The organism is Pseudomonas sp. Irchel 3E20 (genome assembly GCF_900187645.1).
GTDB lineage: Bacteria > Pseudomonadota > Gammaproteobacteria > Pseudomonadales > Pseudomonadaceae > Aquipseudomonas.
On sequence record NZ_FYEE01000011.1, the window covers coordinates 124,418 to 142,646 of the forward strand.

Sequence of the window (18,229 nt, forward strand, 5' to 3'; positions counted from 1 at the left end):
TGCTGTTTTAGCGGTCGGCTTCGCCACGCCTGAAGAAATGTTCGGGAGCCTTTTTATGGGTGCGTTCAAAGCGGTTTTGCCACGGGAGCTGTTGGCTTCGGTGGTGGTGTTTCTGGTGGCCCTGCCCTTGTGCATGGGCATTGCCATCGCGTCTGGTATGCCACCGGCCAAGGGCCTGATTACCGGGATCGTCGGCGGCTTGGTGGTGGGTTGGCTGGCCGGGTCGCCGTTGCAGGTCAGTGGCCCGGCCGCGGGGCTGGCGGTGTTGGTGTTCGAGCTGGTGCGCCAGCATGGCGTGGCGATGCTGGGGCCGATCCTGCTGCTGGCGGGGTTGCTGCAATTGCTGGCCGGGCGCTTTCGCCTGGGCTGCTGGTTCCGGGTGACGGCGCCAGCGGTGGTGTACGGGATGTTGGCCGGGATTGGCGTGCTGATCGTGCTGTCCCAGGTGCATGTGATGCTCGATGGTGTGCCCAAGCCTTCCGGGCTGGATAACTTGGCGGGGTTCCCGGGCGCCCTGGCTGAGGCGTGGCCGACCCTTGGAGGTGGCTTGGGCTGGCAAGCCGGGTTGTTAGGGTTGTCGACGATTGCGGTGATGTGGCTGTGGGATAAATGGCGGCCCCAGGCGCTGCGCTTTGTGCCGGGTGCTCTGCTGGGTGTGGGCGTGACCACGGCGGCGAGCCTGCTGCTGGCGTTGCAGGTGCGGCGGGTGGAGGTGCCGGCCAATCTGGCCGAGGCTATCGATTGGCTGCGCCCGGCGGACTTGCTCAACCTGGCCACCCCGGACCTGTTGGTCGCCGCGTTTGCCGTAGCGTTTATCGCCAGTGCCGAAACGCTGTTGTCGGCTGCGGCGGTCGATCGTATGCACAGTGGCCCGCGCTCGGATTTCGATCGTGAGCTCTGCGCCCAAGGCGTGGGCAATATGCTGTGCGGCGTGCTCGGCGCGTTGCCGATGACCGGGGTGATCGTGCGCAGTTCGGCGAATGTGCAGGCCGGTGCCAGCACGCGGTTATCGACGATCTTTCATGGTGCCTGGTTGCTGGCCTTCGTGTTGTTGCTGTCCAGCGTGCTGCAAAGCATCCCGGTAGCCAGCCTGGCCGGGGTGTTGGTGTACACCGGGTGCAAATTGGTGGACCTGAAAGTGTTCCGCGGCTTGGGCCGCTATGGCCGCATGCCGATGCTGACCTACGGCGCCACGGCGCTGGCGATCATCTTTACCGACCTATTGACCGGGGTGCTGATCGGCTTCGGCCTGACGCTGGCGAAATTGGCCTGGAAGGCTTCGCGCTTGAAAATCAGCCTGGTGGACCTGCCAATGGCCGGTGAGATGGAGTTGCGCCTATCCGGCGCAGCGACCTTTCTCAAGGTTCCGGCCCTGACCCGGGTGTTGGCGCAGATCCCGCCCGGGGCGAGGGTGCATGTGCCGTTGGGCCATTTGAGCTACATCGATCATGCGTGCCTGGAGTTGCTGGAGGAATGGGCACGGGCCAACGCGGCCAAAGGCTCGACACTGCTGATTGAGGCGCGGGGCTTGAAGCGGCGGCTAGAGGGGCGTTTGCGCACAACCACCGGTGTGGGCGTGCGGGCATAGCGGGTTGGCGCGACCCGAGGCCGCGCCAATGGCTACGGTGGCATCAGGCGGGCGGGTCCAGCTCCAGGACCACGCCCAGTTGGCGCGACAGGCATGGCCAGCGCTTCCACGCGGCACCGGTGTCGGGGCTGGCGAGCTTGTCGCGGTAGGCCTCGACCGACTCCAGGGCGAAGCTCTCTTCGTTGAGCATTTCGTCCACGGCGTGGTGTACCGCCTCGTCCAACTGGTTGGCAAAGGCTTCGCCGATCAATTGATGGGCGATCAGGTTGGCAACCGTCATGTCCAGGGGGATCAGCGGTTGGCCGAAGTGCTTGATGTACAGGTCGTTGACTTCTTCTACCAGGCGATGGGCCAGGTAGGCTTCATCCAGCAGGCCAGCGAGGCCGACGTGGCCGTCCATGATTTTCAGGGGCTGGAGGAAGAACTGCTCGGCGATCTTCAGTACCGGCTTGATCTGCGACTCGATGCCAGCCTCGCGCGCCACGCCATTGGCGGCGTCCAGCAGGTCGGGCACTTGGTCGATATAGGCGGTGACAAAACCGGTCATCGCGCCTTTGGCGTTGGCCTGCGGCAGTTGGATGGCCGAGTGCAGGTGCGGTAATTGGGTTTCCAACTGGCGCGCAAGTTGACCGGTTTGGGTCTCATGTTGGTGGGCACGTTGGATCTGCTCGCGCAATGCGGCGGTGTTCATGAAAACTCCAGGAAGCGAAGGCAGTTGATGAGGGAAGACATAAGTTAGCTTGCTTACAAAACTTACTAAGACGGCTTTGTCATAATTATTTCACGGTTATGCTCTGCCGTTATATCGAAATGCCACCATTCGTCCGTTATCTCCCTTCATTCATTGGGCCTACCGGGTCCATTGCATTTGTATCAGCTGTTTTACGCCATCGCGTTGCGAGGTCCCGGTCGCTGTCTATACTCGCTTCTGTACGCGATTAGCTGATGACGCCCGACTGCTGTGCAGGCAAGGCTTGGCGGTGATTTGCAGTATCTGAGCCGCTCCCTTGGCCGCAGGTGTAACGCCTGACGGGATAACAAGAACGATAAGGGGAACCCGCAATGACGCGACATCCACATGTTTGGATGGGCCTTGTGTTGTGGTCAGTATTCAGCCAGGCGCAAGCCGCCTGGACGGTGAATATGACGCCAGGGGCCACTGAGGTGAGTAACGCGGTCTTCGACCTGCACATGACCATTTTCTGGATCTGTGTGGTGATTGGCATCATCGTCTTCGGTGCCATGTTCTGGTCGATGATGGTCCACCGCCGCTCCACCGGCCAGGTACCGGCCAAGTTTCACGAGAGCACCACGGTCGAGATTCTGTGGACCGTCGTACCTTTCCTGATCCTGGTGGCCATGGCCATTCCCGCCACCAAAACGTTAATCAATATCTACGACAGCTCGGAATCGGATGTGGACATCCAGGTCACCGGCTATCAGTGGAAGTGGCATTACAAATACCTGGGCCAGGACGTCGAGTTCTTCAGCAACCTGGCCACGCCCGCCGAGCAAATCCACAACAAGGCCACCAAGGGCGAGCACTACCTGCTGGAAGTCGACCAGCCGCTGGTGTTGCCGGTGGGGGCCAAGGTGCGCTTTCTGGTGACGGCGGCGGATGTGATCCACTCTTGGTGGGTGCCGGCCTTTGCGGTCAAGCGCGATGCCATTCCCGGCTTCGTCAACGAGGCCTGGACCCGCGTCGAAAAACCCGGCCTGTACCGTGGCCAATGCGCGGAGTTGTGTGGCAAGGACCACGGCTTCATGCCCATCGTGGTCGAGGTCAAGTCCAAGGCTGACTACGACACCTGGCTCGGCGAGCGCAAGGCCGAGGCGGCCAAGCTCAAGGAACTGACCTCCAAAGAGTGGACGCTCGAAGAGCTGGTGGCCCGTGGCGACAAGGTCTACCACACCACCTGCGTGGCCTGTCACCAGGCCGAGGGCCAGGGCCTGCCGCCGATGTTCCCGGCGCTCAAGGGTTCGAAAATCGCCACCGGCCCTGCGGCCGAGCACCTGAGCATCGTCTACCACGGCAAACCGGGCACCGCGATGGCCGCGTTCGGCAAGCAACTGTCGGAAGTCGATATCGCTGCGGTCGTTACCTACGAGCGTAATGCGTGGGGCAACAACAAGGGCGACATGGTTACGCCTAAGGATGTGCTGGCCCTCAAAGAGGCTGAAAACAAATGAGCGCGCCCAATGCAGGCCCCCGCCCACGGTCGCGGCGATGCGCCCATGACCGCCTCGCCCACTTCTTTGCAGGAGAAAGGACATGAGCGCAGTGATCGATGACCACGGCCATGCCGGTGACCACGCCCACGGCCCCGCCAAAGGCCTGATGCGTTGGGTGCTGACCACCAACCACAAAGACATCGGGACCATGTACCTGTGGTTCAGCTTCGCGATGTTCCTGCTCGGCGGCTCGTTCGCCATGGTGATCCGTGCCGAGCTGTTCCAGCCGGGCCTGCAGATCGTGCAGCCGGAATTCTTCAACCAGATGACCACCATGCACGGGCTGATTATGGTCTTTGGCGCGGTGATGCCGGCGTTCGTCGGCCTAGCCAACTGGATGATCCCGCTGATGATCGGCGCGCCGGACATGGCCCTGCCGCGGATGAACAACTTCAGCTTCTGGCTGCTGCCGGCGGCGTTCCTGTTGTTGGTCTCGACGCTGTTTTCCCCTGGCGGCGGGCCGAATTTTGGCTGGACCTTCTATGCCCCGCTCTCGACCACTTACGCGCCGGAAAGCGTGACCTTTTTCATCTTCGCCATTCACCTGATGGGCATCAGCTCGATCATGGGCGCGATCAACGTGATCGCCACCATCCTCAACCTGCGCGCCCCCGGTATGACGCTGATGAAAATGCCGTTGTTCGTCTGGACCTGGCTGATTACCGCGTTCCTGCTGATCGCGGTGATGCCGGTGCTGGCCGGTTGCGTGACGATGATGCTGATGGACATCCACTTCGGCACCAGTTTCTTCAGCGCGGCGGGCGGCGGCGACCCGGTGCTGTTCCAGCACGTGTTCTGGTTCTTCGGCCACCCCGAGGTGTACATCATGATCCTGCCGGCGTTCGGCGCCGTCAGCTCGATCATCCCGACCTTTTCGCGCAAGCCGCTGTTTGGCTACACCTCAATGGTCTACGCCACGGCGAGCATTGCGTTCCTGTCGTTCATTGTCTGGGCGCACCACATGTTCGTGGTGGGCATTCCGCTGGTGGGCGAGTTGTTCTTCATGTACGCGACCCTGCTGATCGCGGTGCCCACCGGGGTCAAGGTGTTCAACTGGGCCAGCACCATGTGGCAAGGCTCGCTGACCTTCGAGACGCCCATGCTGTTCGCCGTGGCGTTCGTGATCCTGTTCACCATCGGCGGGTTCTCCGGGCTGATGCTGGCCATCGCCCCGGCAGACTTCCAGTACCACGACACCTACTTCGTGGTGGCGCATTTCCACTACGTGCTGGTGCCGGGGGCGATCTTCGGGATCTTCGCCTCGGCCTACTACTGGCTGCCGAAATGGACCGGCCACATGTACGACGAAACCCTGGGCAAGCTGCATTTCTGGTTGTCCTTCGTGGGCATGAACATGGCGTTCTTCCCGATGCACTTCGTGGGGTTGGCGGGCATGCCGCGCCGCATCCCGGACTACAACCTGCAATTTGCCGACTTCAACATGGTGTCCTCCATTGGCGCCTTCACCTTCGGCGCTACCCAGTTCCTGTTCCTGTTCATCGTTATCAAGTGCATCCGTGGCGGCGCACCCGCCCCGGCCAAGCCGTGGGACGGTGCCGAGGGGCTGGAGTGGAGCATTCCGTCGCCCGCGCCCTACCACACCTTCACCACGCCGCCGGAGGTGAAATGAATATTCGGGGTTTGGAGTTCCCATGTGGGAGCGAGCCTGCTCGCGATGACAGACTGCGCGACAGCGATATCCACGGTGATGCGCTTATCGCGAGCAGGCTCGCTCCCACAGTTGTTTTAGGTATACACGGTGGGCGCCATGGCTGAACCCGCCACCAACAAACGCCTGGTTACCCGCCTGCTGATCCTAGTGGTGGCCATGTTTGCCTTCGGCTTTGCCCTGGTGCCGATCTACGACGTGATGTGCGCCGCGTTCGGCATCAATGGCAAAACCGCCGGGCAGTACGAGGGCGAGCAGGTGAGCGACCTGTCGCGCCAGGTGCGGGTGCAGTTCCTGTCCACCAATGCCGTGGACATGGTCTGGGAGTTTCACTCCAAGGCCGATGAACTGTTGGTCAACCCCGGGGCGGTGAACGAGATGGTGTTCGTGGCGCACAACCCGACCAACCGCCCGATGACGGCCCAGGCCATCCCCAGCATTTCCCCGGCCGAGGCGGCAATGTATTTCCACAAGACCGAGTGCTTCTGCTTCACCCAGCAGATTCTGCAACCGGGGGAGCGCATCGAGATGCCGGTGCGTTTCATCGTTGACCGCGACATGCCCAAGCAAGTCAAACACCTGACGCTGGCTTACACGCTGTTCGATATCACCGCTCGCCACCCGCCGGTCGCGACCAACTGACCCCGGCGAGTCCAAGCGTGCCCGATAAGGAGAACAATAAGATGGCAACTCACGAGACGTACTACGTTCCGGCCCAGAGTAAATGGCCGATCATCGCCACGGTCGGCATGCTGGTCACGGTGGTGGGCCTGGGCATCTGGTTCAACGACCTCAAGGCCGCCCGCGCCGATTCCCACGGCCCTTGGGTATTTTTCGCCGGCAGCCTGGTGCTGGCGTACATGTTGTTCGGCTGGTTCGGCGCGGTCATCAAAGAAAGCCACGCCGGGCTCTACAGCCCGCAGATGGACCGTTCGTTTCGCTGGGGCATGACCTGGTTCATCTTTTCCGAAGTGATGTTCTTCATCGCCTTCTTCGGCGCGCTGTTTTATGTACGGCACCTGTCCGGCCCATGGCTGGGCGGCGATGGCGCCAAGGGCCTGGCCAACATGCTGTGGCCCGGTTTCGAGTTCACCTGGCCACTGCTCAACACCCCGGACCCGAAACTCTACCCCGCGCCCAAGGGCATCATCAGCCCTTGGGGCTTGCCGCTGCTCAATACGGTGTTGCTGGTCAGCTCCAGCGTGACCATCACCATCGCCCACCACGCCTTGAAAAAAGGCCATCGCGGCGCACTGAAAATCTGGCTGGCCCTCACCGTGCTGTTGGGCTGTGCCTTCCTCGGTTTTCAGGCCGAAGAGTACATCCACGCCTACAAGGAGCTGGGGCTGACCCTGGGTTCGGGCGTGTACGGCGCGACGTTCTTCATGCTCACCGGGTTCCACGGGGCCCACGTGACCATCGGCACCGTCATCCTGTTCGTGATGCTGATGCGGGTGATGCGCGGGCACTTCAATAACGAGCACCAGTTCGGTTTTGAAGCCGCCAGTTGGTACTGGCACTTTGTCGATGTGGTGTGGATCGGTTTGTTTGTTTTCGTCTACGTGCTCTGACGCGCCGCTTACCAGGGCGCGTGGCTCACCAGTTGGCCGCTGTAGAAACCCCAGGCGATCAGGCCGACGGTGACGGTGGCCAGGCCGACACGAACCATCAAGGCCGTCAGCAGGCGTTTGGAACTGCTGTCGTCCCTGACCAAGAAGAACAAGCCGCTGAACAGGCTGACAACCGTGGCAATCAGCATCAGGACGATGGCTGCTTTGAGCATGGTGGGGACTCCAGGGGGACGGGATGCAATGGAGTAAAGCTAGTCCGCTTTCTACGTGTGCGGCAACGCCATGAAGACTTTTCGCCCAGGCGTGGTGCCGACCTTGGTGGTGCTGGCGCTGTTACCGCTGTTGGTGTTTCTCGGCTTCTGGCAATTGGGCCGGGGCGAGCAAAAACGCCTGCTGCTCGACAGCTACGCCGAGCGCCGCGCCGCCACGCCTGTGGCGCTGAGCCAGGTGCAGCCCGCCGACCCGGCCTTTCGCCGCGTGCGCCTGCACGGCCAGTTCGACACCCGCCACAGCCTGCTGTTGGACAACAGCACCCGCGACGGCAAGGTCGGCGTCGAACTGCTGCAACCCTTCCTCGACCAGGCCAGTGGCCAATGGGTGTTGCTCAACCGTGGCTGGTTGCCCTGGCCGGATCGGCGTACGCCACCCCAATTCAGCACCCCGGCCCAGGCCCTGGCTATCAATGCCTGGGTCTATGTCGCGCCGGGCGCCACCTTCCAATTGCACGCCGACCCGGCCAACGCCACGTGGCCTCGCCTGATAACCGCAGTGGCCCCGCCCGCGCTCTGGGCCGAGTTGGGCCGCGAGGGCGTTGCCTGGCAACTGCGCGCCGAAAGCGGCCCGGGCACCTACCGCACGGACTGGCCGGTGGTGGCCATGGGGCCGGAAAAACACCTGGGCTATGCCGTGCAGTGGTTCGCCATGGCGCTGGCGCTGCTGGCACTTTACCTCTACCTCGGATGGCACAACGCAAGGGAGAAACACCATGGGAGCGGCCATGAATCCACCCAACACGTCTGACACGCAAGCCCCGCGCAGCCGCGCGCGCGGGCGCCTGCAACTGATCCTGATCCTGGCGCTGGTGATCGGCCCGATGGTGCTGGCCACCGGCATGTACAAATTGCAGTTCTGGGTGCCGCAAAGCCGCAGCTACCACGGCGAGCTGATCGGCAACGGCCAGACCCGCGCCGACATCGGCGTGCCCGCCCAGGAGCAGCGCTGGCAAATACTGGTGACCGCGCCCGATGCCTGCGCCGCCGATTGCCAGCAACTGGTGTACCTGGCGCGGCAGATCCAGATCGGCCTGGGCCGCGATGCCTCGCGCGCCAGCCATGCCCTGGCCAGCGCCGCCCCGGTGGCCGCGGCCTATGACGCCCAGTTGCAGCGCGAATACCCGCAATTACAGCGCTACCCGCTGGACCGCGCGGCTTACCTCAAGGGCGCGGGTGCCGAGCAGGGGCCGCGCCTGTGGATCGTCGACCCCCACGGCAACCTGGTGCTGCGCTACGACGCCACGATCAAGGGCAAGGTGCTGCTCAACGACCTGCGCCACCTGCTGAAACTGTCGAACATCGGATAAGGGCATCGTCATGGCCAAACCTGGATTTCGCCTCGCGTTGTTTGCCACCTTGCTGGCGCTGGTGGTCGTGCTGCTGGGCGCCTACACCCGCCTGACCCACGCCGGCCTCGGCTGCCCGGACTGGCCCGGCTGCTACGGCTTTATCAGTGTGCCCAAGAGCGAAGCCCAGTTGGCCCATGCCGAGCTGCACTTTCCCGACACCCCGGTGGAGGCCCACAAGGGCTGGAACGAAATGGTCCACCGCTATTTCGCCGGCTCCCTGGGGCTGGTGATTCTGCTTTTAGCGGCGCGGGCCTATCGCCATCGGCACCGGCCGGAGCAACCGCTGAAACTGCCGCTGTTCGTGTTGGCGGTGGTGATTGCCCAAGCCGCGTTCGGCATGTGGACGGTGACCCTCAAACTCTGGCCGCAAGTGGTCACCGGCCATTTGCTCGGCGGCTTCGCCACCTTGAGCCTGCTGTTTTTGCTGACCTTGCGCCTCTCCGGCGTGCTGCCGGCCCTGACCGTGCCTCGGCGCCTGCAGCATTGGGCGACGGCAGGGCTGTTGTTGGTGATCGGGCAAATCGCCCTGGGCGGTTGGGTCAGTTCCAACTACGCGGCGGTGGCGTGCATCGACTTCCCCACCTGCCACGGGCAATGGTTGCCCCCGGCGGATTTTGCCAACGGCTTTCACCTCACCCAGCACATCGGCCCCAATTACCTGGGCGGCCAACTCGACAGCGAGGCGCGCACCGCCATCCACGTCACCCACCGCATTGGCGCGTTGCTGGTGACCCTGGTGTTGCTAGGCCTGGCGTGGCAGTTGCGCGCGGTGGGCATGACGCGCCTGGCCGCCCTGGTGCTGGTGGCGTTGGCGGCGCAGGTCGGCCTGGGCATCAGCAATGTGCTGTTTCACCTGCCGCTGCCGGTGGCAGTGGCCCACAACGCCGGGGGGGCGGCGCTGCTGCTGACCCTGGTGCTGGTCAATTACCACGCACGCACCAGCCTGGTGCGGGTGCGGCGCCCGGCATTCGCGGGTTGGCGGCTCAGCCCACGCAAACAGGCCAACGGCCTCATCACAATCAAAGGAGAGATGCCATGGCGACCTTGATCGGCGAACGTCACAGCCAGGCGATCTGGCGCGACTACCTGGAGCTGACCAAACCCAAAGTGGTGGTGCTGATGCTCATCACCTCGTTGGTCGGCATGTTCCTGGCCACCCGCGCCGGGGTGCCGTGGACGGTGCTGGTGTTCGGTAACCTGGGCATCGCCCTGTGTGCCGGCGGCGCGGCGGCGGTCAACCACGTGGTGGACCGGCGCATCGATGCCGTGATGGCGCGCACCCACAAGCGGCCCCTGGCCGAGGGCCGGGTGTCGCCCGCCGCCGCGCTGACCTTTGCCATGGCCCTGGCGGTGCTGGGGCTGGCCTTGCTGCTGGCGTTCACCAACCCGTTGGCAGCCTGGCTGACCCTGGCCTCGCTGCTCGGCTACGCGGTGGTCTACACCGGGTTTCTCAAGCGTGCCACGCCGCAGAACATCGTCATCGGGGGCCTGGCCGGGGCCGCGCCGCCGCTGCTGGGCTGGGTGGCAGTGACCGGGCACATCAGCGCCGAACCGCTGTTGCTGGTGCTGATTATCTTCGCCTGGACGCCGCCGCACTTCTGGGCCCTGGCCATCCACCGCAAGGAGGAATACGCCAAGGCTGACATCCCGATGCTGCCGGTGACCCACGGCGAGCACTACACCAAGGTGCATATCCTGCTGTACACCTGCGTGCTGCTGGCCGTGAGCCTGATGCCCTACGTGATCCGCATGAGCGGCATGCTCTATCTGCTGTGTGCCCTGGGCCTGGGCGCGAAGTTTCTGCATTGGGCCTGGGTGTTGTACCGTGGCGGTCGGCCGCACGCGGCGATCAACACCTTCAAGTACTCTATCTACTACTTGTTCCTGCTGTTTATCGCCCTGCTCGTAGACCACTACCTAGTGTTGAACCTATGACTCGAACTCAGAAAACCGTTTTCATCCTCGTCGCCCTGGTGGCCCTGGTCATGGGCCTGACCGTCAATAAAGTGCTCACGGGCAAGGGCCAGGGCGACCCCACCGCGCTGATCGACGCCGGCATCATCCTGCTGCCGCAAAGCCGCAACCTGCCGGATGTGCAGATGACCAACCAGGAAGGCCAGAGCGTCACGGTCAATGAACTCAAGGGTAAATGGAGCCTGTTGTTCTTCGGCTACACCTTTTGCCCGGACATCTGCCCCACCACCTTGGCCCAACTGCGCCAGATCAAGAGCGAGCTGCCCAAGGAGGCGGTGGACAACCTGCAAATCGTGCTGGTCAGCGTCGACCCCAACCGCGACAACCCCACGCAGCTCAAGCAATACCTGGGCTACTTCGACCCGCAGTTCGTGGGGCTGACCGGCGCTAACGTGGAGGATGTGCAGAAGGTCGCTAACGCGGTAAGCATCCCGTTCATCCCGGCCGACATCAACAAGCCCAACTACACGGTGGACCATAGCGGCAACCTCGCCGTGATCGGCCCGGACGGCACCCAGCGCGGCTTCATTCGCGCGCCGTTGAACAACCAGAAACTGGTGGCCCAGTTGCCGGAACTGCTCAAACGCCCTTAAGCCTGGGCCGTTGCGCAAAAAAAGGGGGCGCAATCGATGCGCCCCCTTTTTCGTGTTAACGCAGCAATCAGAACGCCGGCACGACCGCGCCTTTGTATTTTTCCAAGATGAAGGCTTTTACTTCCGGGCTATGCAGCGCGGTGACCAGCTTCTTCATGGCCTCGCTGTCCTTGTTGTCCGGGCGGGCCACCAAGATGTTCACGTAAGGCGAGTCTTTGCCTTCGATCACCAGGGCGTCCTTGGCCGGGTCGAGCTTGGCTTCCAGCGCGTAGTTGGTGTTGATGAGCGCCAGGTCAACCTGGGTCAGCACGCGTGGGATGGTGGCGGCTTCCAGTTCGCGGAACTTGAGGCCTTTTTCGTTCACGGTGATGTCTTTGATGGTCGCCAGGATGTTCGTGGCGTCCTTCAACTTAATCACGCCAGCCTTATCCAGCAGCAGCAAGGCGCGGCCGCCGTTGGTGGCGTCGTTGGGGATCACCACGGTGGCGCCGCTTGGCAGTTCGGCCAGTTTTTTGAATTTGCTGGAGTAGGCGCCCAGGGGCTCCAGGTGCACACCAGCCACGCTCACCAAGTGAGTGCCCTTGGCCTTGTTGAACTCATCCAGGTACGGCTGGTGCTGGAAGAAGTTGGCGTCCAGGCGTTTTTCGGCCACTTGCACGTTGGGCTGCACGTAGTCGGTGAACTCCTTGACCTTGAGGGTCACGCCTTCTTTTTCCAGGGCCGGTTTGAGGAAGTTGAGAATCTCGGCGTGGGGCACCGGTGTGGCGGCCACGGTCAGGGTCTCGGCGGCCTGAGCGGAAAAGGCTGCAACGGCAGCGAATGCGACGAGTAGTTTTTTCATCCAGCAGACTCCTTGTTCAGACAGGTCCGGCCAAACCGGCGGTTGTCTTTATTTTCGGGAAAAGTGCACCACCAGCTTATCGCCGACGGTTTGCAGAACTTGGACCAGCACCAGCAACAGCACCACGGTGACCACCATCACATCGGTTTGGAAGCGCTGGTAGCCGAAGCGGATCGCCAGGTCACCCAGGCCACCGGCGCCGACCACACCGGCCATTGCCGTGTAGGAAACCAGCGTGATCGCTGTAACCGTAATCGCCGCGAAGATGCCGGGGCGAGCCTCGGGCAGCAGCGCGTTGGTGATGATCTGCCGTGTGGTGGCGCCCATGGACTGAGTCGCTTCAATGATGCCGCGATCCACTTCCCGCAGGGCGGTTTCCACCAGCCGCGCGAAGAACGGCGTGGCGCCGACCACCAGGGGGGGAATCGCGCCCGCCACACCCAGCGACGTGCCGGTGATGAGCACCGTGAACGGAATCATCACGATCAACAGGATGATGAACGGCAGCGAGCGCAGGATGTTCACGATCAGCGACAGCAGGGCATAGAGGCTTTTTTGCTCCAGCAGTTGGCGCGGGCTGCACAAAAACAGCAGCACGCCCAGGGGCAGGCCCAGCAGGACGGTGAACAGCAGCGAGCCGCCGAGCATCATCAGGGTGTCGCCGGTGGCGAGCCAGATTTCGTACCAGTCGATATTGGCGAAGAAACTCACAAACGCTTCCATCAGCGCAGCACCTCCATGTGGACATCGGCCGCGGTGAAGCGGGCAAAGGCCGCTTCCATGTCACCGCCGGTGATGGCCAGGGTCAGTTGGCCGTAAGGCGTGTCTTTGATGCGGTCGATACGGCCGGCGAGGATGCTGTAGTCCACCCCCGTTTCGCGGGCGACGGTGCCCAGCAATGGTGCGTAGGTCGCGTCGCCCTGGAAGGTCAGACGTACGATGCGGCCTGGCACGTGGGCGAAGTCGTCGCGTTGCTCGCTTTCGTCGATCTGCTCAGCTTCCTGGACAAAACGCTTGGTGGTCGGGTGCTTGGGGTGCAGGAACACGTCGGCCACCGAACCCTGCTCGACGATCACGCCAGCATCCATCACCGCGACTTGGTCGCAAACCCGGCGGATCACGTCCATTTCATGGGTAATCAGCACGATGGTCAGGTTCAGTTCGCGGTTGATCTCGGCCAGCAATTGCAGGACAGACGCCGTGGTTTGCGGGTCAAGGGCGCTAGTGGCTTCGTCGCACAGCAGGATTTTCGGCTTGGTGGCCAGGGCGCGGGCGATGCCGACCCTTTGCTTCTGGCCGCCGGACAACTGCGCCGGGTACTTCTTGGCGTGGTCCTGCAGGCCTACCCGGGCCAGCAACTCGGCGACGCGGCGCTCGATCTCGCTGCGCGACAGTTCGCCGGCCAGGGTCAGCGGCAGCGCGACGTTGTCGGCCACGGTCTTGGAGGCCAACAGGTTGAAGTGTTGGAAAATCATCCCGACCTGCTGGCGGAAGCGGCGTAGGCCTTTGGCGTCGAGGGCGGTGACTTCTTCACCGTCCACCGTGATGATGCCGCCGCTTGGCTCTTCCAGACGGTTTATCAGACGCAGCAGGGTGCTTTTTCCTGCACCGGAATGGCCGATCAGGCCGAAGACCTGACCGTTCTCCACCCGCAAATTCGTCGGGTGCAGGGCGGGAATATCCTTGCCGGAAACCCGGTAGGTTTTGTGGATGTTTTGAAACTCGATCACGTAGCGAACCTTGTGGGGCGCGTTAGAAAAGGGGCAGCGGTAAGCCGGGCGCGCATTTTAGCCTGTCCGTATAGAGGTTCTTAGCATTTATTTCGCAATGAACCAACGATTTGGCAATAACGCGAGCAAAGGTCATAAAAAAGGAACGGCGCCTACAACCACCAGTCATTACTTAAGCAACTCGAAACTCCCGGGTGCCGTGCCCGGGTTTTTGCCCCCAGCGCCGCCATGGTTGCGGCCCGCAAACGAGGAGTTTTTGTCTGATGAGCACGAAAAAACCAGCCCCGCCGCCCAAGAGCGAGCTAGCGGGCACCGACACCGCTGACCGCGCCAACACCAACGCCAAGTTGCAGAGCCTGGAGCGCTTCCGTTCCGACGCCACCGGCCAGGCCCTGCGCACCAACCAGGGCGTGAAAATCGCCGACAACCAGAACACTCTGAAGGTCGGCGCACGTGGGCCTTCGCTGCTGGAAGACTTCATCATGCGTGAGAAAATCACGCACTTTGACCATGAGCGGATTCCCGAACGCATCGTCCACGCCCGCGGAACTGGCGCCCATGGTTACTTCCAGAGCTATGCCGACCACTCGGCCCTGACCAAGGCCGGGTTCCTAACCGACCCGCAGAAGAAAACCCCGGTGTTCGTGCGCTTTTCCACGGTGCAGGGGCCCCGTGGTTCCGGGGACACCGTGCGGGATGTGCGGGGTTTCGCGGTGAAGTTTTTTACCGACGAAGGTAATTTCGATTTGGTCGGCAACAACATGCCGGTGTTTTTCATACAGGACGCGATTAAGTTTCCCGACTTCGTCCACGCGGTAAAACCCGAGCCCCACAACGAAATACCTACCGGCGGCTCGGCTCACGACACGTTTTGGGACTTTGTCTCCCTGCAACCGGAGTCGGCACACATGGTGATCTGGGCCATGTCCGACCGAGCCATTCCTAAAAGCCTACGCACCATGCAGGGTTTTGGGGTGCACAGCTTTCGCCTGATTAACGCTGAGGGCCGGTCCAGCTTCGTCAAGTTCCACTGGCGGCCGGCCGCCGGCACCTGTTCGCTGGTGTGGGACGAAGCGCAGAAGCTGGCGGGCAAGGATACCGACTACCATCGCCGGGACCTGTGGGAAGCCATCGAGTGCGGGGATTACCCGGAGTGGGAATTCGGCGTGCAGATCATCGCCGAAGAAGACGAGCACACGTTCGACTTCGACATTCTCGACCCCACCAAGTTGATCCCCGAAGAGCTGGTACCCATCACGCCCCTGGGCAAAATGGTGCTCAACCGCAACCCGGACAACTTCTTCGCCGAAACCGAGCAAGTGGCGTTCTGCCCTGGGCATATCGTGCCGGGCATCGACTTTTCCAATGACCCGTTGCTACAAGGCCGGCTGTTTTCCTACACAGATACCCAGATCAGCCGGCTGGGCGGGCCGAATTTTCATGAGCTACCCATCAACCGCCCTGTCGCGCCATTCCACAATGGCCAGCGCGACGCCATGCACCGCACCACCATCGACAAAGGTCGGGCCTCGTATGAGCCCAACTCCATCGATGGCGGCTGGCCAAAGGAAACCCCTGCGGCCGCACGGGATGGCGGCTTCGAGAGCTACCCAGAGCGTATCGACGCGCACAAGATTCGCCAGCGTAGCGAGTCGTTCAGCGACCACTTCTCCCAGGCGCGGCTGTTTTTTCGCAGCATGAGCAAGCACGAGCAAGAGCACATCATCGCGGCGTACAGCTTTGAGCTGGGCAAGGTCGAGCGCGAGTTCATTCGTGCGCGCCAGGTCAACGAGATCCTGGCCAATATCGACCTGGAACTGGCTCGCCGCGTGGCGCACAACCTGGGCCTGCCGGCGCCGACCCAGGGCACGCAGGTCGAACGCAAGACCAAGCCTGAGCGTTCGCCGGCGCTGAGCCAGGTAAACCTGCTGTCGGGAGACATCAAGACGCGCAAGGTGGCGATACTGGCCGCCAACGGTGTGGACGGGGCGGCAATCAGTGCGCTGAAAAAAGCCCTTGAGGCCGCTGGTGCCCACGCCAAGTTGCTGGGGCCGACCTCGGCGCCGGTCACCACTGCTGATGGCAAGGTACTCGCGGTGGATGGCTCCATGGAGGGGCTGCCCTCGGTGGCGTTCGACGCGGTGTTTGTGCCCGGTGGTGCCAAATCGGTACAGGCTTTGAGCACCGATGGGGTGGCGCTGCACTACCTGTTGGAGGCCTACAAGCATTTGAAGGCGATTGCCTTGGCCGGTGAGGCCAAGCAGTTGTTGCAAGTGCTGCACCTGGAGGCTGATGCGGGGTTGATCGTGGGCGCGGACGCCAAGGCGTTAAAGGCGTTCTTTGCCGCAATCGCCCAGCATCGGGTCTGGGCGCGCGAGGCGAAGGCCAAGGGCATACCGGCCTGACTCGCGGCCTCTGATCGCCGCGTCAAGCCCGTTCCCACCGTGATGTGGGAACGGGCCGGCAGGTCTTACAGTCCGTCGCGCAGGACTTCTACTTTCCAGCGCTGGCGGATGTTCACCGCCTCATAGGTATTGACCCAATCCTCGCTGATGGGTGGCGCGACACTGTTGTCACTGCGCGGAATTACATCATTGAGTGCGGGGGCCTTCGGATAACTGGTCCATGGAATATTCAGGGGGTTGAAGGGGTTGGACGGGATGTCCTGGAACACCATGGAATCGTCGGGGATTACTTTAAGTTGGTCTTGATCGACATATAAACGCCAGCTCTTATTGAAGTTAGAATGCAGGCGGTCCGCACTCCAGTACCACTGCTGTCGGTTGTCAATTTTGCATTGCTCAGTGATTAAGGTGCCGCGATCCTCATCAACGTTCAGGCACGATTCGCTTGCCCGATTCACATAACGTTTTTGATCGTCATATCCCCACTGCTGGTGAGGGTTGGTTCCGGAGCAAGATTCCATTGTGGTGTCTTTGCCGGGGTTCGCGGTCAAGCATTTGCCCTCGCCGTACTGGGATCGAATCAGCACAGTGATTTCTCGGGTCAAGTAAGGACTGTTCAGGTCCAGTTCGTAGTTTTGTATATCTTGGAAGTTTTCTAAGTCTTCCTTTGACTCAATGCTTGAGCGGTTATACCACCATTCATTTTTGGCCAAGGTATAGCCACCGCCAATAATGACGGTTGCCGGGCCGGTGTAAGTACCAGGCAGCTCCCATAATGTATAAGAGTCCAGCGAGGCAGAGCGCATCATCGGCGTCATTCGGTGTTCATTCAGAACAGGGAGGGTCGCAGTATTGCGTTCAAAAAGCACTGACTTTAACTTCGTATCGATCAAAGCCTGCCATTCGACACCTTGTTTAGTGTCCGTGGCGATCAAAGAATAATCCTTGAACTTGTAGGCCAGGGTCTTACTGATTTCATGGGTTATGTTGGCGTTGATACTGAAGGGGGTTTTTGCCGCGAACTCAAGTTGCTCCTTGGGCGTGGCGCTGATTTCGCCGCCCAGTGAGCCGCCAATGGCGAACCCCTGCCTTTTCGTTTCGGAAAAATCAAACTCGGTTCGAGAGTCGCTCACCGGGGAAAAATCCACCAGCGCTGGCGTCACGCCTTTGGCGCTCAGGCCATGGGAGAAAGTATAGGCGTGTGGCAAGTACGCCCCCCACAGGTTATTGCCTTCGCCTCCGATGACCACACCATTTTGGGATGACTTGACGGTGGTTGGGCTCGCATTGATGAGGACGAATTTCTTGTCCTGGCTCAGGGTCACGCTGCGAATGACATCAATATTGACCACGGATGAAACCTGGCCATCGGGGTTGCTCAGTTGAATGTTGTAGGTGAGTTTGGGCAAACCGGCGAGGTTTGGTTCCGCCCCTGTATGACGCAGCGGGAGTGGTCGGCGTACGAGTGTTTTGGCTTGTGCGATCAAGTCGCTTTCTGCCGGCCCATCAAGGCGATAAACATCAATGGCGCCATTTTTACCGCGTTTGAACAGCGCGTAGTCAAAGGGGCCGGACAGGCCAAAGATGCTGGAGACTTTTTTGCGAAGTTCCGCGGAACGGCTGTCCGATTTCAACAGCACGGCCATGTTGGAAGCGAATACTTTCTTTACTTTTTCGAGGGCCTGGTCATCGTCGGCAATGGCGGCAATATCGAGGAAGGCAAAGGAGTTCGTTTTATGCTTGGAAATGAATTGCTCCAACTCCCGGTTACCAATGTCTGCGCCTTGAACGTTTGATTTGACGACGGAGGAAGGTGTGCCAAACATCAAGATGGGTTCGTTGCCCGATACTCCCTCCTGTGCCAGGCTACCTCGCACAACAGCCATCGTTAGAAGCCCGAACATAAATACTTTACTGCAGGTTCTTATTTTCACTATTACATCCTTGTCGTTCAATATTTTCTGTAATAAATAAAATTCGTTGGCCGCCTATTGAATGATAGGGC

General features: G+C 61.4%; 17 protein-coding genes. 11 read left to right on the forward strand and 6 right to left on the reverse strand.

Annotated features, from left to right (window positions below; all coding sequences use genetic code 11):
* Positions 1–55 precede the first annotated feature (55 nt).
* The gene (locus CKW13_RS19135) at positions 56–1,588 is read left to right on the forward strand and encodes a SulP family inorganic anion transporter (RefSeq protein ID WP_095110252.1); all 1,533 of its coding nucleotides are present in this window, start codon (positions 56–58) and stop codon (positions 1,586–1,588) included.
* A gap of 43 nt (positions 1,589–1,631) precedes the next feature.
* Here CKW13_RS19135 and CKW13_RS19140 read toward each other — a convergent pair whose 3' ends face one another.
* Complete coding sequence (locus CKW13_RS19140; RefSeq protein WP_095110253.1) at positions 1,632–2,279, reverse strand: hypothetical protein; 648 nt, start codon at positions 2,277–2,279, stop codon at positions 1,632–1,634.
* A gap of 371 nt (positions 2,280–2,650) precedes the next feature.
* Here CKW13_RS19140 and coxB point away from each other — a divergent pair, with 371 nt between their 5' ends.
* The 4 genes from coxB (at position 2,651) to CKW13_RS19160 (ending at position 7,060) form a co-directional block, all read left to right on the forward strand.
* Entirely contained in the window at positions 2,651–3,778 is a 1,128-nt protein-coding gene (gene coxB / locus CKW13_RS19145) for a cytochrome c oxidase subunit II (protein WP_095110255.1), read from the forward strand.
* Between the two features lie 82 nt (positions 3,779–3,860).
* The gene (gene ctaD / locus CKW13_RS19150; protein ID WP_095110256.1) at positions 3,861–5,450 is read left to right on the forward strand and encodes a cytochrome c oxidase subunit I; all 1,590 of its coding nucleotides are present in this window, start codon (positions 3,861–3,863) and stop codon (positions 5,448–5,450) included.
* 138 nt (positions 5,451–5,588) lie between these two features.
* Positions 5,589–6,131: a cytochrome c oxidase assembly protein gene (locus tag CKW13_RS19155; protein ID WP_095110258.1), complete on the forward strand. Its 543-nt coding sequence runs from the start codon at positions 5,589–5,591 to the stop codon at positions 6,129–6,131.
* Between the two features lie 41 nt (positions 6,132–6,172).
* Positions 6,173–7,060, forward strand: a complete 888-nt coding sequence (locus tag CKW13_RS19160; RefSeq protein WP_095110259.1) for a cytochrome c oxidase subunit 3 — start codon at positions 6,173–6,175, stop codon at positions 7,058–7,060.
* Between the two features lie 8 nt (positions 7,061–7,068).
* Here CKW13_RS19160 and CKW13_RS19165 read toward each other — a convergent pair whose 3' ends face one another.
* Positions 7,069–7,272 (reverse strand): twin transmembrane helix small protein, encoded by a 204-nt coding sequence (locus tag CKW13_RS19165; protein WP_095110261.1) that lies wholly within the window; start codon positions 7,270–7,272, stop codon positions 7,069–7,071.
* Positions 7,273–7,342: 70 nt separating this feature from the next.
* On the opposite strand from CKW13_RS19165, the gene CKW13_RS19170 reads away from it, so the two are divergent.
* The 5 genes from CKW13_RS19170 to CKW13_RS19190 are packed head-to-tail and all read left to right on the forward strand — an operon-like array spanning position 7,343 to position 11,248.
* On the forward strand, positions 7,343–8,080 hold the full coding sequence (locus CKW13_RS19170; protein WP_095110372.1) for an SURF1 family protein: 738 nt from the start codon (positions 7,343–7,345) through the stop codon (positions 8,078–8,080).
* Positions 8,046–8,639 (forward strand): hypothetical protein, encoded by a 594-nt coding sequence (locus CKW13_RS19175; protein ID WP_095110373.1) that lies wholly within the window; start codon positions 8,046–8,048, stop codon positions 8,637–8,639. Before CKW13_RS19170 ends, CKW13_RS19175 begins: the two co-directional genes overlap by 35 nt.
* A gap of 10 nt (positions 8,640–8,649) precedes the next feature.
* Entirely contained in the window at positions 8,650–9,729 is a 1,080-nt protein-coding gene (locus CKW13_RS19180; RefSeq protein WP_095110263.1) for a heme A synthase, read from the forward strand.
* A complete protein-coding gene (gene cyoE, locus CKW13_RS19185; RefSeq protein WP_095110264.1) occupies positions 9,717–10,616 on the forward strand; it encodes a heme o synthase in 900 nt (299 codons plus the stop codon). The genes CKW13_RS19180 and cyoE overlap by 13 nt, the downstream gene beginning before the upstream one ends.
* Complete coding sequence (locus tag CKW13_RS19190; RefSeq protein ID WP_095110266.1) at positions 10,613–11,248, forward strand: SCO family protein; 636 nt, start codon at positions 10,613–10,615, stop codon at positions 11,246–11,248. The genes cyoE and CKW13_RS19190 overlap by 4 nt, the downstream gene beginning before the upstream one ends.
* A gap of 67 nt (positions 11,249–11,315) precedes the next feature.
* Here CKW13_RS19190 and CKW13_RS19195 read toward each other — a convergent pair whose 3' ends face one another.
* The 3 genes from CKW13_RS19195 to CKW13_RS19205 are packed head-to-tail and all read right to left on the reverse strand — an operon-like array spanning position 11,316 to position 13,819.
* Positions 11,316–12,089 carry a MetQ/NlpA family ABC transporter substrate-binding protein gene (locus CKW13_RS19195; RefSeq protein ID WP_095110267.1) on the reverse strand — a complete coding sequence of 258 codons (774 nt, stop codon included), beginning with the start codon at positions 12,087–12,089 and terminating at the stop codon, positions 11,316–11,318.
* 48 nt (positions 12,090–12,137) lie between these two features.
* Positions 12,138–12,812 carry a methionine ABC transporter permease gene (locus CKW13_RS19200; RefSeq protein WP_095110269.1) on the reverse strand — a complete coding sequence of 225 codons (675 nt, stop codon included), beginning with the start codon at positions 12,810–12,812 and terminating at the stop codon, positions 12,138–12,140.
* Positions 12,812–13,819, reverse strand: coding sequence for a methionine ABC transporter ATP-binding protein (locus CKW13_RS19205; protein WP_095110270.1), 1,008 nt, complete (start codon positions 13,817–13,819; stop codon positions 12,812–12,814). The genes CKW13_RS19200 and CKW13_RS19205 overlap by 1 nt, the downstream gene beginning before the upstream one ends.
* Positions 13,820–14,082: 263 nt before the next feature.
* Between CKW13_RS19205 and katE the strand changes: the two genes are divergently transcribed.
* Positions 14,083–16,224 carry a catalase HPII gene (katE, locus tag CKW13_RS19210; RefSeq protein WP_095110272.1) on the forward strand — a complete coding sequence of 714 codons (2,142 nt, stop codon included), beginning with the start codon at positions 14,083–14,085 and terminating at the stop codon, positions 16,222–16,224.
* A gap of 65 nt (positions 16,225–16,289) precedes the next feature.
* On the opposite strand, the gene CKW13_RS19215 is transcribed toward katE, so the two are convergent.
* Positions 16,290–18,158 carry a ricin-type beta-trefoil lectin domain protein gene (locus CKW13_RS19215; protein WP_095110273.1) on the reverse strand — a complete coding sequence of 623 codons (1,869 nt, stop codon included), beginning with the start codon at positions 18,156–18,158 and terminating at the stop codon, positions 16,290–16,292.
* Positions 18,159–18,229 lie beyond the last annotated feature (71 nt).

Excerpts from the sequence above, each read along its gene's own strand:
- CKW13_RS19170 (WP_095110372.1), top strand. The coding sequence starts at position 7,343 with ATGAAGACTTTTCGCCCAGGCGTGGTGCCGACCTTGGTGGTGCTGGCG.
- CKW13_RS19155 (WP_095110258.1), top strand. The coding sequence starts at position 5,589 with ATGGCTGAACCCGCCACCAACAAACGCCTGGTTACCCGCCTGCTGATC.
- CKW13_RS19175 (WP_095110373.1), top strand. The coding sequence starts at position 8,046 with ATGGGAGCGGCCATGAATCCACCCAACACGTCTGACACGCAAGCCCCG.
- CKW13_RS19165 (WP_095110261.1), bottom strand. The coding sequence starts at position 7,272 with ATGCTCAAAGCAGCCATCGTCCTGATGCTGATTGCCACGGTTGTCAGC.
- CKW13_RS19200 (WP_095110269.1), bottom strand. The coding sequence starts at position 12,812 with ATGGAAGCGTTTGTGAGTTTCTTCGCCAATATCGACTGGTACGAAATC.
- CKW13_RS19190 (WP_095110266.1), top strand. The coding sequence starts at position 10,613 with ATGACTCGAACTCAGAAAACCGTTTTCATCCTCGTCGCCCTGGTGGCC.
- CKW13_RS19140 (WP_095110253.1), bottom strand. The coding sequence starts at position 2,279 with ATGAACACCGCCGCATTGCGCGAGCAGATCCAACGTGCCCACCAACAT.
- CKW13_RS19135 (WP_095110252.1), top strand. The coding sequence starts at position 56 with ATGGGTGCGTTCAAAGCGGTTTTGCCACGGGAGCTGTTGGCTTCGGTG.
- katE (WP_095110272.1), top strand. The coding sequence starts at position 14,083 with ATGAGCACGAAAAAACCAGCCCCGCCGCCCAAGAGCGAGCTAGCGGGC.
- CKW13_RS19160 (WP_095110259.1), top strand. The coding sequence starts at position 6,173 with ATGGCAACTCACGAGACGTACTACGTTCCGGCCCAGAGTAAATGGCCG.
- ctaD (WP_095110256.1), top strand. The coding sequence starts at position 3,861 with ATGAGCGCAGTGATCGATGACCACGGCCATGCCGGTGACCACGCCCAC.
- coxB (WP_095110255.1), top strand. The coding sequence starts at position 2,651 with ATGACGCGACATCCACATGTTTGGATGGGCCTTGTGTTGTGGTCAGTA.
- CKW13_RS19195 (WP_095110267.1), bottom strand. The coding sequence starts at position 12,089 with ATGAAAAAACTACTCGTCGCATTCGCTGCCGTTGCAGCCTTTTCCGCT.
- cyoE (WP_095110264.1), top strand. The coding sequence starts at position 9,717 with ATGGCGACCTTGATCGGCGAACGTCACAGCCAGGCGATCTGGCGCGAC.
- CKW13_RS19180 (WP_095110263.1), top strand. The coding sequence starts at position 8,650 with ATGGCCAAACCTGGATTTCGCCTCGCGTTGTTTGCCACCTTGCTGGCG.